The organism is Amycolatopsis silviterrae, from assembly GCF_042684085.1.
GTDB lineage: Bacteria > Actinomycetota > Actinomycetes > Mycobacteriales > Pseudonocardiaceae > Amycolatopsis > Amycolatopsis silviterrae.
Genome location: NZ_JBHUKS010000009.1, coordinates 16,402 through 29,349, shown reverse-complemented (window position 1 = coordinate 29,349; position 12,948 = coordinate 16,402). Strand labels below are relative to the sequence as shown.

Here is a 12,948-nt window from a genome sequence, read left to right as displayed (position 1 = left end):
AGGGGCTACCGGATCAGAGACCCAGCTCGTCCTCGAAGTTGCCCTCTTCCAGCCGCTGCTTGATCGTGGTCAGGAAGCGGCCGGCGTCCGCGCCGTCGACCAGGCGGTGGTCGTAGGTCAGCGGCAGGTACGCCATCGAGCGGACCGCGATGGTGTCGTTGCCCTCGGCGTCGCTCACCACGACCGGGCGCTTCACGACCGCGCCGGTGCCGAGCATGCCGGACTGCGGCTGCACGATGATCGGCGTGTCGAACAGGGCCCCGTTGGAGCCGATGTTCGTGACGGTGAAGGTGCCGCCGATCAGCTCGTCCGGCTTGATCTTGTTGGCCCGGGCCCGCGCCGCCAGGTCGGCGATGCGGTGCGCGAGACCGGCGAGGCTCAGCTCGCCCGCGTCGTGGATCACGACCGAGAGCAGGCCGCGCTCGGTGTCCACCGCGATGCCCAGGTGCACGGCGCCGTGGTAGGTGATCTCCTTCGTGTCCTCGTTGTAGGACGCGTTGACGTTCGGGTGCTGCTTGAGCGCCTCGACCGTCGCCTTGGCGAAGAACGGCAGGAACGTGAGGTTGACGCCCTCGCGCTCCTTGAACGCCCCCTTCGCGCGCTGGCGCAGCTTGGCGATCTTGGTGACGTCCACCTCGTGCACCTGCGTGAGCTGCGCGGAGACCTGCAGCGACTCGCGGGTCTTGGTGGCGGTGATCTGCCGGATCCGGCTCGCCTTCTGCACGGTGCCGCGCAGGGCGGCGACCTCCGGCGAAACCGCGGCGGCGCGCGGCGCGGCCGGAGCGGCCGGAGCGGCCGGAGCGGCGGCGGCCGGGGCGGCAGCGGCAGGGGCCGGGGCCGCCTTCTGCTTGGCCTCGGCGGCGGCGAGCACGTCCTGCTTGCGGATGCGGCCGCCGACTCCGCTGCCGGTCAGCGACGCGAGGTCGATCCCGTGCTCGGAGGCGAGCTTGCGCACCAGCGGCGTGACGTACGGGCCGTCTGCGGACTCTGCCGGAGCCTCGGCCTGCGCGGCCGGAGCCGGAGCTGCCGGGGCCGGGGCCGCGGGAGCCGGAGCGGCGGGCGCGGGGGCCGGGGCGGGCTTGCTTTCCTGCACCGGAGCCGGGGCCGGAGCGGGCTTGGACTCCTGCGCCGGAGCCGGAGCCGGGGCTGCCGGAGCCGCGGCCGGGGCGGCGTTCGCATCGCCGATGATCGCGAGCACCCCGCCGACCTCGACGGTCTCGTCCTCGCCCGCGCGGATCTCCAGCACGGTGCCGGCGACCGGCGACGGGACCTCGGTGTCGACCTTGTCCGTGGAGATCTCGAGCAGCGGCTCGTCGACCTCGACCGACTCGCCGACCTGCTTCAGCCAGCGGGTGACGGTGCCCTCGGTGACGCTCTCGCCCAGTTCGGGCAGCTTCACCTCGGTGCCGGAACCGCCCGCGGCCGGAGCGGTGTCCGGCTGCGACGGGGCGGGCTCGGCGGGGGCGGCCGCGGCAGGGGCTTCCTGCTGCTGCGGGGCGGGCTCGGGCTCCGGCTCGGCCTGCTGGGCCGGAGCGGAGGACTCGGGCACGCCGCCGGTGCCGTCGTCGATCACCGCCAGTTCGCCGCCGACCTCGACGGTGTCGTCTTCCTTGGCGCTGATCTTCACGACCGTGCCGGCGACCGGCGACGGTACTTCGGTGTCGACCTTGTCGGTCGAGATCTCGAGCAACGGCTCGTCGACCTCGACGGTGTCGCCCTCCTGCTTCAACCACCGGGTGACGGTGCCCTCGGTGACGCTCTCGCCGAGCTCCGGCAGCGTGACGGAGTAGGCCATTGTTCGCTGGCTCCCTTGATCGCTAAGACGTGGTCTGGATTGTGCTGGTTGCGCGTCAGCTGTGCACGTGCAGCGGCTTGCCCGCGAGGGCGAGGAACGCTTCGCCGAGTGCCTCGGTCTGCGTGGGGTGCGCGTGGATCAGCGGGGCGACGTCCTCCGGGAACGCCTCCCAGCTGTAGATCAGCTGCGCTTCGCCGATCAGCTCGCCGACCCGGTCGCCGACCATGTGCACGCCGACGACGGGGCCGTCCGGCGCCTTCACCAGCTTCACGCCGCCGGAGGTCTTGAGGATCTGGCTCTTGCCGTTGCCGCCGAGGTCGTAGGTGAACGTGGTGACGTCCGAGCCGTACTTCTCCTTGGCCTGCGCCTCGGTGAGGCCCACGGAGGCGACCTCGGGGTGCGAGTAGGTGACGCGCGGGATGCCGCGCTCGTCGATGACGCGCGGGTTCAGGCCGGCGATCTCCTCGGCCACGAAGATGCCCTGCTGGAAGCCGCGGTGCGCGAGCTGCAGGCCCGGCACGATGTCGCCGACCGCGTACACGTTGGGCAGGTTGGTGCGGAGCCGGTCGTCGGTGAGCACGAAGCCGCGGTCGATCTTGACGCCCGCTTCCTCGTAGCCGTGGCCCGCCGAGTTCGGGCCGCGGCCGACGGCGACCAGCAGCAGGTCGGCTTCCAGCGTCTCGCCGGACTCCAGCGACACGCTGACGCCGTTGTCGTCCTGCTTCGCGCCGGTGAACCGGACGCCGGTCTTGAAGCCGATCTTGCGGCGGCGGAACGCGCGCTCGAGCTGCTTGGAGGCGTACTCGTCCTCGTTCGGGACCAGCCGCGGGAGCGCCTCGACCACGGTGACGTCGACCCCGAAGGAGGCCCACACGCTGGCGAACTCCACGCCGATGACGCCGCCGCCGAGCACGACGACCTTCTTCGGCACGTAGTCCAGCGTCAGCGCCTGCTCGCTCGCGATGATGCGGCCGCCCAGTTCGAGGCCGGGCAGGGTGCGCGAGTACGAACCGGTGGCGAGGATGACGTTCTTGCCGGTGTAGCGGGTGCCGTCGACCTCGACGGTCGTGCCGCCGACGAACCGGCCGGTGCCCTCGACCAGGTTGACCTTGTGCGCCTTGGCCAGGCCCTGGAGGCCCTTGTACAGCCGGGAGACGATCCCGTCCTTGTACTTGTTCACCCCCGCGATGTCGATGCCCTCGAACACGGCCTTGACGCCGAACGTCTCGGCGTCGCGGGCCTCGTCGGCGACCTCGGCGGCGTGCAGCAGGGCCTTGGTCGGGATGCAGCCCCGGTGGAGGCAGGTCCCGCCCAGCTTGTCCTTCTCGATCAGCGTGACGGAAAGGCCCAGCTCGGCCGCGCGGAAGGCCGCGGCGTAGCCGCCCGATCCGCCTCCCAGGATCACGAGGTCGGCGGAGGTGTCGCTCACTTCAATAACTCCTCGGCAGCGATAGGGGTGAAGCTTCGGTCGCCGCGGCACCCGGTATAAACGCGCGCGCGACAACAGCCATCTTGTCACTACGCCGATCGGTGTTGCGACCTAGCCGGGCCAAGGCGGCGGTGCGACACCGGCCACACGCGCGACCGGGAATAATGGAGTCCGGACTTTCGCCGGAAGAAAGGTGGTCGAAGTGGGGATCTTCGACTCGTTGCGCCGCCGCGGCAGACGCGGCGGGTCCGCGGGAGCAGGCCGCTCCCCGGGCTCGGCCGACACCCGCTACCTGCAAGAATGGGCCGCCGAACGACGCGGAGTGGAAGCCTTCGTCGAGCCGAAGACCACGGTGACCGACACCACTGTGGTGCTCGTCGCGCACGACGGCGAATGGACCCGCCGGCGGATCGGCAGCCTCGACGCCGCGCAGCGATTCGGGCACAAGAACACGATCCCGGTGTACGAGGTCTCGCGCGTCGGTTACCCGCAGCGCATGCGGGACTACACCGAACGGCAGAAGCGCCGCCCGGGAAGCTGAGTCAGGCACTGGCTTCCAGTAGCCGGCGGTGGTGTTCGAGCAGCGCGCGGAACGAGTCGTGCGCGGTGCTGCCGTAGGCGAGGTCGACTTCGACCGTTCGCCAGTCGTCGCCGGTGTGGGTGAGCAGGACCGTCGCGGGATCGGAGACGATCACGACGGCTCCGTCGGCGCGGAGTTCGCGGGCGGACAGCAGGCGCGGGAACACCACGTCCGCGGGCAGCCCGTCGGCGATCGCCAGGAACTCCCGGTAGTCGTCGGGAAGGCGGACGCCGAGCCGTTGTTCGGCGGCGGCCAGGTCGGCGGCTTCCGCCGGAGCGGGGGCGCGCTGCCCGCGCAGGCGCAGGATCGCGGCGACCAGCTCCGGCAGCGTGCCCGGGCCGGTCGGATGGCGTTCGCGCAACGCGGCGATCAGCGCGCCCGCGCACTGGTCCGGCCATTCCGTGCCGAGGCCGAGCGGGTCCGCGCCCGCGACCAGCCGCGCGGCGAGCGGACGGGTGGCGGCGAGTGTCGCCACGTCCGGGTTCGGGTGGTTCGCTGTTTGCGCGGCCCACGCTTCGAGGTCGGCGGCGGCCAGTGCGTCGCGGACCGGGTCGGGCCGTTCCGGGGCGAGCGCGGAGACCACGCCGGCGACGGGCGAACCGTCGAAGAGACCGTCCAAATCGGACGCTCGACGGGCGAGAAGTGCTTGGTGGGCTTGTTCTTCGGCGTCCAGGTCGAGGGGAACCAGGGCGTCTGCCCATTGTGGACGGTTGCCGCGTGCTTCGAAGAGCATCGCCCAGGCGCGGGCCCGCACGGCGTCCTCGGCGAGTACGGAAGCCGGGCGGCCGGTCACCGCGTGCCATTGCTCGACGAGCCGATCCGCGGCGGTCGACGCGCCCGCGGTGGCGAGGAGGAGCGCGGCGTGCCCGATCCGGCGGTCGACGGCGGGCTCGTCAGCGGTGAGCACGTCGCGGACGGCGGTTTCCAGGTAGTCGTCGCGCTGCATGATCGCGAGCGTGCCACATGCCGGGGCACACCAGTTGAGGGTGCCGGGTCTGGGCGGGCTGGATATTTTGGCTATCCGCGGAAGGGGCTAGTACATGCGCGCTCGCTCGACAGCACTGACGACCATGTGCGTGGCCGTCCTGGCGGCCAGTGCTGCTTGCGGCGACGGGGGAGGACAGCCGACGACCACCGCGGCCGAGGCCAATCGGCGAGTCGAGGAATACGCCGTCAAGGTGCGCGAAGCACTGCCGGCGAACGCCAAGTACGACCTTTACGCGTCGGAGGAGCACGGCGACTGCTCCGACCCGAGCGACAACGGCGCCAAGGGGCGCGTGATCGCCAGCCGGAGCTATCAAGTCCGGGGCCTTCCGGCGGACCGGATCCCCAGCTACTTCGACGCACTGCGCGCGTGGTGGCAAAGCCACGGCTTCCGTGTCCTCGACAACACTCCGCCGCATGAGTTTCTCTGGGTCGAGAACACCGGCGATGCGTTCCGGATGACGCTCAAGGCCAACAGCGACGGCGAGTTGTTCGTGATCGCGACCTCGCCGTGCGTGTGGCCGGACGGAACCGCCTGAACCGCCCCAATGTGGCATTGGGTGCATGTGACGCACCGAACGCCACATTGGGTGCGTGGGATGCACCCAATGTGGCATTGGGGCGGCCTCGGGGTCAGCCCTGCTCGGCGATGTCCGCCAGCACCGCGGCGATGGTGCGGACCGGGACGCCGGTGCCGCCCTTGCCGGTGTAGCCCCAGGGGCCGCCGGAGTTGAAGGCCGGGCCCGCGACGTCGAGGTGCACCCACGGCAGGTCCGCGGGCACGAACTCGCGCAGGAACACGCCCGCGACGAGCATGCCCGCCCAGCGCGTGCCGGTGACGTTCGCGAGGTCGGCGAGGCGCGAGTCGAGGTCGCCGCGCAGTTCGTCGGGCAGCGGCATCGCCCAGCCGCCTTCGCCGGTGGCCTGCATGATGCCCGCGACGCGGTCGCGGAACTCGTCCGAGCCCATCACGCCGGAGATCCGGTTGCCGAGCGCGACCAGCTGCGCGCCGGTCAGCGTGGCGGTCTCGATCAGGTAGTCCGGGTTCTCCTCGGCGGCGCGCACGATCGCGTCGGCCAGCACCAGCCGGCCCTCGGCGTCGGTGTTGAGCACCTCGACGGTCTTGCCGCCGTACATGGTGAGGACGTCGCCGGGACGGTAGGACGTGGCCGAGGGCAGGTTCTCCGCCAGCGGGATGTGCGCGGTGACCTCGAGCGGGTACTTCAGCTTCGCGGCGAGCACGACCGACGCGAGCACGGCGGCCGCGCCCGACATGTCGGAGGTCATGTTGTCCATGTTCGCGGCGGGCTTGAGCGAGATGCCGCCGGAGTCGAAGGTGATGCCCTTGCCGACCAGCGCGACCTTCTTGCGCGCCTTCGCCGGCTTCCAGCTGAGCCGCAGCAGGCGCGGCGGCCGCGACGAACCGCCGCCGACGCCGAGGATGCCGCCGAAGCCCTTGCGCTTGAGGACCTTCTCGTCGAGGACCTCGAACTCGAGGCCGTTCGCGTCGGCGAGCTTCTTCGCGCGGTCGGCGAAGGACGCCGGGAACAGGTCGTTCGGCGGGGTGTTGATCAGGTCGCGGGCGATGATCACCGATTCGGCGATGAAGGTCGCCGCCTTCAGCGTGGCCTTGTGGTCGCGCGCGGCGCCCTCGGCCGGGCTGACCAGGTCGGCCTTCGCCAGCGGGGCTTCGCCCTTCTCCGAGCGGTACTCGGTGAAGACGTACGCGCCCAGCGCGATGCCCTCGGCGGCGGCGTGCAGGTCGACCGCGGACAGCGTGACGAACGCCCGCTCGGTGCCGCTCAGCGCGCGGGCGGCGGCACCGGCCGCGCGGCGCACCTGCTCGGCGGTGACTTCGCCGTCCTTCTGCTTGCCGAGGCCGACGGCCAGCACGACGCCCGCGGGCAGCTTGCCCAGCGTCGGCAGCTTCACGATCTCCTCGGCCTTGCCGGTCGCGCCGAGGGTGCTCAGCACCTCGGCGAGCTTGCCGTCGAACGCCGCGTCGGCGACCTCCGCGCCGGCAGCGAGCGCGAGGCCGTCCTCGCCCTGGAGAGTGCCGATCACGAGGACGTCGGCGCGGGTCTTGCCCAATGCCGCATCCGTGTTCTCGGAGAGGGCAAGCTTCGGCACGGTCACTTCTGGCTCCTCGCGGCGTCGCGGTGGTGCCGGGCGATCTGCCCGGTCGATCGTGAGCCATGCTAATGACAAAGCCATCCGGATGGGGGAAGGGGGATCGCGGTGCGGCTCGCGGGAGCACTCCTGGTGACGCTGGCGGCCGGTGCCGCGGGCGCCGGGTACTGGGTTCTCGGCGCGGTCGTGCTCGCCGCGCTGGCCGCGGCCGGCGCCTCCCGGCTGCCCGCGCTCGGCGGCGATCCGGCTGCCCGGATCGTCGGCGGATTATCCCGGCTGGCGCAGATCGTCGTGCTCGCGCAGGCCTTCGGCGCGTACGTGTTCCCGCTGCAGCCTGGATACGCCGCGGCCGCGCTCGTGGTGTTCGTCGCCGCAGCGGATTTCGCTGGGCTCCGGTTGCCGCATCTGCTGGTCAAGTGGGTACTGGGCGTGCTGCTGGCCGCCGGGGCGGTGCTGGTGGCGATGTGTCTCGCGGTCGCTCCGGTGTCGCAAACGGGCGGAATCGGGACTCCGGACGCGGCCGCGATCGTCGTGGCGGCGTTGTTCCTGCTGCCGTTCCTGATTCCGGAACCGGGGGAGCGGAACACCGCGCGTGCGCTCGTTCCCGGTCTGGTCGCGGTCGTCGTCACCGCGGTCACGCTCTACCAGCTGGGTCCGGTTCGGCTCGGATTGTCCGGGACGGCGATGCGGGACCTGCTCTCCGCCGCGGACGCCGGACAGCTTCAGCCGTTGCTCACGGTGATCGCAGTGCTGGCGACTCTTCCCGCCGCATTCACGACTTTCGTCGGGGCGCGACAGCGGTTTGCGCCGTCCGGCGGGGCTCCGGTCGCGGCGGGCGCGCTGCTGGCCGCGGTCGCCGCGGCCTTCGTTCCGGTGTCCGCGGTGCTGCTCGCGGCCGGGCTCGGCGCGGTGCTCGAAGTGCTGCTGCGGGTGCGGGCCCGCCGCTACCGTGGCGGCCATGACTGAGCACCGCTGGGCGCCGGGACAGACGGTCGTCGAACGTTTCGTCCGCCCGGACGGCAGCATCGGCCAGCATCATCCGCTGCGCGTGATCTCCGACGACGGCGAGACGCTGCTCGGCTGGCTTCCGCTCGGCACGCCGATCGTCGGCAGCAGGCTCGCCGACGGCCGAAGCCTGCGCGAAGCCCCGCTGGAGCAACGGTTTCGAGAGCCGCGGGTGCGCGTGCCGGACATCTGGCACGGCACCTCGACGCTGCGGCTGATCCCCGACGGCTCCTGGTCGTCGGTGTGGTGGTTCTTCGAGGCGGACGGGCGGTTCCGCGACTGGTACGTGAACCTCGAAGTGCCGCGCGGGCGCACCGGAACCGGCCCGGACCGGATCGACGGCATCCTCGACCTGGTCGTGACGCCCGGCGCGGGCTGGAAGTGGAAGGACGAGGACGAAGCGGAGGCGGCCGTCGAGGCAGGACGGCTGACTGCCGCCGAACTCGGCCAGCTGCGCGCGGAGGGCGAACGGATGGGTGCGCTGGCGGATCAGGGCGCGTTCCCGTTCGACGGCACGCACACCGATTTCCGCCCGGACCCGGCCTGGGCCGCTCTGGAGCTGCCCGCCGGGCTCTGCTGACCTGCTGCTGGCCTACTGCGCCAGCAGGACCAGCGCGACGAACAGCACGATGTCGACGACGAGCAGGATCACCACCGATTTGGCGGGCAGGTTCTTGGCGATGACCTTGCCGTGCAGGTTCTTCCACCAGTAGATGCCGAACCCGGCGGCGATCAGGCCGAGGAAGAAGCCGAACCCGCTCGAAAGCAGGCCCCAGCCGACCATGCCGAGCATCCCGGCGCCGAAGGTCAGCAGGGCGGCGGTGCCGAAGGTCTTGACGTCCGGCCCGGCTCCCGGCCCGGCCTGGCGCGCTGGTTGAGTGCTCACGCCGTCCATCGTAGTGGGGTGACGCAGCGAGCGCGGGGCGGTGCGCCGAGTGAAAACGCAGGACATCCGACTAACGTGCGTCCGACCAAGCGTTATTGTCTAAGCATGACGACAGCGACGCAGTTCACTCACGTTCCGAACCCGAGCCCCGCGAGTGCTGAACGCGTCGCCGAGGTACTTGCCAAGCCGGGGTTCGGCACGCACTTCACCGACCACATGGTCACCGTCCGCTACAGCACCGAAAAGGGCTGGCACGACGCCAAGGTCGGCCCGTACGAGCCGTTCACCCTCGACCCGGCCACGTCCGTGCTGCACTACGGGCAGGCCATCTTCGAGGGCCTCAAGGCCTACCGGCAGCCGGACGGCACGATCGCCGCGTTCCGGCCGGACGCCAACGCGCAGCGGTTCCGGGAGTCCGCCGAGCGGCTGGCGATGCCGCAGCTGCCGGTGGAGACCTTCGTCGACTCGCTCCGCGAGCTGATCACGGTGGACGAGCGCTGGGTGCCGACCCGCGAGGGCGATTCGCTGTACCTGCGCCCGTTCATGATCTCCACCTCCTCCGGGCTCGGCGTGAACAGCCCGGCGTCGGAGTACGTCTTCGCCGTCATCGCCTCGCCGGCCGGCTCGTACTTCAGCGGCGGCGTGAAGCCGGTCAGCGTGTGGCTGTCCACGGAATACGTGCGCGCGGCCCCCGGCGGCACCGGCGCGGCGAAGTGCGCCGGCAACTACGCGGCGTCCTTCGTGGCGCAGGCGCAGGCCGTCGAAAAGGGCTGTGACCAGGTGGTGTGGCTGGACGCGGTGGAGCGCCGCTGGGTCGAGGAGATGGGCGGGATGAACCTGTTCTTCGTCTTCGGCTCGGGCGACGACGTCCGCGTGGTCACGCCGGAGCTGACCGGCTCGCTGCTGCCGGGCGTCACCCGGAAGTCGTTGCTGCAGCTGGCGAAGGACGCCGGGCACAAGGTCGAGGAGCGCCGGATCTCCACCGACGAATGGGAGAAGGCGGCCGCCTCGGGCGAGCTGACCGAGGTGTTCGCGTGCGGCACGGCGGCGGTCATCACGCCGGTCGGGCACGTGAAGCACGGCGGCGGCGAGTTCTCGATCTCCGGCGGGCAGCCGGGCCCGGTCACGATGAGCCTGCGCGAGCAGCTCGTCGGGATCCAGGAAGGCACCCGCCCGGCCCCGGCTGGCTGGATGGTGCCGCTCAGCTGACGTTCTGGCTGTCCGTGAGGGGAACCCTGGGGGAATCTGATTCCCTCAGGGTTCCCCTCACGGCTTTCAGGACGAGAGCGGGCCGGAGACGCCGGATTGCTCGTGCGTGGTCATTTCGGCGAGCACCCGGCTGGCCATCATCAGCAGCGGCAACGCGGTGACCGCGCCGGTGCCTTCGCCGAGGCGGACGTCGAGGTCGAGCAGCGCGCCGAGGTCCAGGTGTTCCAGGGCGAGCGCGTGCGCGGGCTCGCCGGTCAGCTGACCGGACATCCACCAGCGCCGCGCACCCGACGCGAGTTCCTCGGCGACGAGCGCGGCGGAACAGACCACCAGCCCGTCGAGCACCACCGGCGTGCGGCGGACCGCTGCCTGCGCGAGGAAGCCCGTCATCGCGGCGATGTCGGCACCCGAGGACGTCCGCAGCAGCGCGAGCGGGTCGGCCAGCACCGCGCGGGCCCGGCGCAGCGCGTCGCGCACCGCGGCGGCCTTGCGCATCCAGGTGTTGTCGTCGATGCCCGAACCCCGGCCGACCACGGCGACCGGCTCGCTGCCAGTCAGCGCCGCGACCAGCACCGACGCCGGGGTGCTGTTGCCGATGCCCAGGTCGCCCGCGATCAGCAGGTCCGCGCCGCCGTCGACCTCGGCGTCGGCGATCTTCCGGCCGGCGGCCACCGCGGCGCGCACCTCGGCGTCGGTGAGCGCGTCCTCGACGTCGATCGAGCCGGAACCGCGGCGCACCTTGAACTCGCCGATCGACCGCATCGCGGATTCCTCGGTGTCCACCGCCATGTCGACCACGCGCACGCCCGCGCCCGCCGCCGCGGCGAGCACGTTGATCGCCGCGCCGCCGGTCAGCATGGTCCCGACGAGCTGCGACGTGACCTCGCGCGGATACGCCGAAACGCCCTTCGCCGCGATGCCGTGGTCGCCGGCGAACACGACGACGCGCGGCCGGGTGAACGGCCGCGGCGGGGCCTGGCCCTGGCACGAGGAGATCCAGACGCCCAGCTCCTCCAGCCGCCCGAGCGAGCCGGCGGGCTTGACGAGCTTGTCGTGCAGCGCGATCGCGCCCGAACGGGCCTGGTCGCTCGGCGGTTCGATCTCGCCGAACTCGATGCCCGTTTCGCCGGTGTCCACAGCCAGGTTTCCTTTCGCCGCTGGGCGTCCCGGCGCCCAACCTACCGCCGGGCGGGGCGGGCCCTTAGGGTCGGTCGGCGTGCGGGAATCGACGGCGGCCGGGGTCGTGCTGGCCAGTGGTGCGGGGACCCGGGTCGGGGCCGCGCTGAACAAGGTCTACCTGCCGGTCGCGGGCAGGCGCGTGGTGGCGTGGTCGCTGGACGCGTTCGCCGCCGCGCCCGGGATCGGCGTGCTGGTGCTGGTGATCCGGCCCGAGGACGAGCCGCTGGCCGAAGAGGTGCTGGCGGGGCTTTCCGTCCCGGCGGAGATCGTCCCCGGCGGCCCGACGCGGCAGGCGTCCGAGCTGAACGCGTTGCGCCATCTGGGCTCGCGGATCGCCGACGGGACAGTGGATTCCGTGCTGCTGCACGACGGGGCGCGGCCGCTGGTGACGCCGGAGCTGATCGCCGCGGTGCTGGAGCGGACCCGGGAAGACGGGGGAGCGGTGCCGGGAATGGCGGCCGACGACGTCGTCGCGATGGCCGGGCCGGACACGGTCGCCGGGCCGCTGCCGGGCGCGATCCGCGTGCAGACCCCGCAGGGCTTCCGGGCGGAGCCGCTGCTGGCGGCCTACGAACAGGCTGCCGCGGAAGGGTTTCTCGGCACGGACACGGCTTCGTGCATGGAGCGGTTCTCCGCGCTGCCGGTGCGGTGGGTGCCCGGCAGCGCGGAGAACGTGAAGATCACCTATCCGCACGACCTCGCGGTGGCGGAGCGGCTGCTGCTGCGGTGATCAGGGGGAGACGGTGAGCGCCGGGTCGCTGACCACGACGTCGCCGAGTGCCTCGTCGATCGCGGTGAGCAGCTCCGGCTCCAGCTTCACCCCGGCCGCCTTGACGTTGTCGTAGACCTGCTCCGGCCGCGACGCGCCGATGATCGCCGACGCGACGTTCGGGTTCTGCAGCACCCACGCGACGGCCAGCTGCGCCATCGACAGCCCGGCGTCGGCCGCCAGCGGCTCCAGCTTCGCGACCGCGGCGAGGGTCTTCTCGTCGAGGAAGCGCTTCACCATGTTCGCGCCGCCGTTCTCGTCGGTCGCGCGCGAGCCGGCGGGCAGCGGCTGGCCCACCTTGTACTTGCCGGTCAGGACGCCCTGTGCCACCGGCGACCAGACGATCTGGCTCAGGCCCTCGCGCTCGGAAGCGGGCACGACCTGCGCTTCGATGACCCGCCACAGCATCGAGTACTGCGGCTGGTTCGACACGAACGGGATCTTCAGCTCGCGGGCGAGCGCCGCGCCGCGGGCGATCTGCTCGGCGTTCCACTCCGAGACGCCGATGTAGAGCGCCTTGCCCTGGCGGACCAGGTCGGCGAACGCCTGCATGGTCTCTTCCAGCGGCACCGTGCGGTCGAAGCGGTGCGCCTGGTAGAGGTCGACGTAGTCGGTGCCGAGCCGCTCGAGCGACGCGTTCGCCGACTCCATGATGTGCTTGCGCGAGAGGCCCTTGTCGTTCGGGCCCTTCGGGCCGGTCGGCCAGAAGACCTTGGTGAAGATCTCCAGGCTTTCCCGCCGCTGCCCCTTGAGCCCGCGCCCGAGCACGGACTCCGCCGCGGTGTTCGCGTAGACGTCGGCCGTGTCGAAGGTCGTGATGCCGGCGTCGAGCGCCGCCTTGATGCAGGCCTGCGCCTGGTCCTCCTCGACCTGGGACCCGTGGGTCAGCCAGTTGCCGTAGGAGATCTCACTGATGTTGAGGCCGCTGCGGCCGAGACGTCGAAACTCCATGCCGACAGCGTAAACGTTTCGTTCGCGAGGC

At 71.6% G+C, this 12,948-nt stretch carries 13 protein-coding genes; 6 read left to right on the top strand and 7 right to left on the bottom strand.

The window, feature by feature from the left end:
• Positions 1-13 precede the first annotated feature (13 nt).
• Positions 14-1,795, bottom strand: coding sequence for a 2-oxoglutarate dehydrogenase, E2 component, dihydrolipoamide succinyltransferase (gene sucB, locus ACFSVL_RS14605; protein ID WP_378304348.1), 1,782 nt, complete (start codon positions 1,793-1,795; stop codon positions 14-16).
• A gap of 55 nt (positions 1,796-1,850) precedes the next feature.
• Complete coding sequence (gene lpdA / locus ACFSVL_RS14600; RefSeq protein ID WP_378304346.1) at positions 1,851-3,224, bottom strand: dihydrolipoyl dehydrogenase; 1,374 nt, start codon at positions 3,222-3,224, stop codon at positions 1,851-1,853.
• A gap of 193 nt (positions 3,225-3,417) precedes the next feature.
• Between lpdA and ACFSVL_RS14595 the strand changes: the two genes are divergently transcribed.
• Positions 3,418-3,765, top strand: coding sequence for an oxidoreductase (locus ACFSVL_RS14595; RefSeq protein ID WP_378304344.1), 348 nt, complete (start codon positions 3,418-3,420; stop codon positions 3,763-3,765).
• Between the two features lies 1 nt (position 3,766).
• On the opposite strand, the gene ACFSVL_RS14590 is transcribed toward ACFSVL_RS14595, so the two are convergent.
• The gene (locus ACFSVL_RS14590; protein ID WP_378304343.1) at positions 3,767-4,750 is read right to left on the bottom strand and encodes an SMI1/KNR4 family protein; all 984 of its coding nucleotides are present in this window, start codon (positions 4,748-4,750) and stop codon (positions 3,767-3,769) included.
• A gap of 94 nt (positions 4,751-4,844) precedes the next feature.
• Between ACFSVL_RS14590 and ACFSVL_RS14585 the strand changes: the two genes are divergently transcribed.
• Positions 4,845-5,327 (top strand): hypothetical protein, encoded by a 483-nt coding sequence (locus tag ACFSVL_RS14585; RefSeq protein WP_378304341.1) that lies wholly within the window; start codon positions 4,845-4,847, stop codon positions 5,325-5,327.
• 94 nt (positions 5,328-5,421) lie between these two features.
• On the opposite strand, the gene ACFSVL_RS14580 is transcribed toward ACFSVL_RS14585, so the two are convergent.
• Positions 5,422-6,924 (bottom strand): leucyl aminopeptidase, encoded by a 1,503-nt coding sequence (locus ACFSVL_RS14580; protein WP_378304339.1) that lies wholly within the window; start codon positions 6,922-6,924, stop codon positions 5,422-5,424.
• A 102-nt stretch (positions 6,925-7,026) separates the two neighbouring features.
• Between ACFSVL_RS14580 and ACFSVL_RS14575 the strand changes: the two genes are divergently transcribed.
• Together ACFSVL_RS14575 and ACFSVL_RS14570 are read left to right on the top strand one after the other, a co-directional pair.
• On the top strand, positions 7,027-7,884 hold the full coding sequence (locus ACFSVL_RS14575; RefSeq protein ID WP_378304338.1) for a sulfatase: 858 nt from the start codon (positions 7,027-7,029) through the stop codon (positions 7,882-7,884).
• A complete protein-coding gene (locus ACFSVL_RS14570) occupies positions 7,877-8,503 on the top strand; it encodes a DUF402 domain-containing protein (protein ID WP_378304336.1) in 627 nt (208 codons plus the stop codon). The genes ACFSVL_RS14575 and ACFSVL_RS14570 overlap by 8 nt, the downstream gene beginning before the upstream one ends.
• A gap of 12 nt (positions 8,504-8,515) precedes the next feature.
• On the opposite strand, the gene ACFSVL_RS14565 is transcribed toward ACFSVL_RS14570, so the two are convergent.
• Positions 8,516-8,818: a hypothetical protein gene (locus tag ACFSVL_RS14565; protein ID WP_378304334.1), complete on the bottom strand. Its 303-nt coding sequence runs from the start codon at positions 8,816-8,818 to the stop codon at positions 8,516-8,518.
• Between the two features lie 96 nt (positions 8,819-8,914).
• On the opposite strand from ACFSVL_RS14565, the gene ACFSVL_RS14560 reads away from it, so the two are divergent.
• Entirely contained in the window at positions 8,915-10,018 is a 1,104-nt protein-coding gene (locus tag ACFSVL_RS14560; protein WP_378304332.1) for a branched-chain amino acid aminotransferase, read from the top strand.
• A gap of 66 nt (positions 10,019-10,084) precedes the next feature.
• Here the strand turns inward: ACFSVL_RS14560 and cobT are convergent, their stop codons facing one another.
• Positions 10,085-11,155 carry a nicotinate-nucleotide--dimethylbenzimidazole phosphoribosyltransferase gene (cobT, locus tag ACFSVL_RS14555; protein WP_378304330.1) on the bottom strand — a complete coding sequence of 357 codons (1,071 nt, stop codon included), beginning with the start codon at positions 11,153-11,155 and terminating at the stop codon, positions 10,085-10,087.
• A 79-nt stretch (positions 11,156-11,234) separates the two neighbouring features.
• Here cobT and ACFSVL_RS14550 point away from each other — a divergent pair, with 79 nt between their 5' ends.
• Positions 11,235-11,927, top strand: coding sequence for an IspD/TarI family cytidylyltransferase (locus ACFSVL_RS14550; protein ID WP_378304328.1), 693 nt, complete (start codon positions 11,235-11,237; stop codon positions 11,925-11,927).
• On the opposite strand, the gene ACFSVL_RS14545 is transcribed toward ACFSVL_RS14550, so the two are convergent.
• Complete coding sequence (locus ACFSVL_RS14545) at positions 11,928-12,917, bottom strand: aldo/keto reductase family protein (RefSeq protein ID WP_378304326.1); 990 nt, start codon at positions 12,915-12,917, stop codon at positions 11,928-11,930.
• Between the last annotated feature and the right edge of the window lie 31 nt (positions 12,918-12,948).

Bases quoted from the DNA above. Each gene is read 5' to 3' on its own strand.
- sucB (WP_378304348.1), bottom strand. From the start codon at position 1,795: ATGGCCTACTCCGTCACGCTGCCGGAGCTCGGCGAGAGCGTCACCGAG.
- ACFSVL_RS14590 (WP_378304343.1), bottom strand. From the start codon at position 4,750: ATGCAGCGCGACGACTACCTGGAAACCGCCGTCCGCGACGTGCTCACC.
- ACFSVL_RS14585 (WP_378304341.1), top strand. From the start codon at position 4,845: ATGCGCGCTCGCTCGACAGCACTGACGACCATGTGCGTGGCCGTCCTG.
- ACFSVL_RS14570 (WP_378304336.1), top strand. From the start codon at position 7,877: ATGACTGAGCACCGCTGGGCGCCGGGACAGACGGTCGTCGAACGTTTC.
- ACFSVL_RS14565 (WP_378304334.1), bottom strand. From the start codon at position 8,818: ATGGACGGCGTGAGCACTCAACCAGCGCGCCAGGCCGGGCCGGGAGCC.
- ACFSVL_RS14560 (WP_378304332.1), top strand. From the start codon at position 8,915: ATGACGACAGCGACGCAGTTCACTCACGTTCCGAACCCGAGCCCCGCG.
- ACFSVL_RS14545 (WP_378304326.1), bottom strand. From the start codon at position 12,917: ATGGAGTTTCGACGTCTCGGCCGCAGCGGCCTCAACATCAGTGAGATC.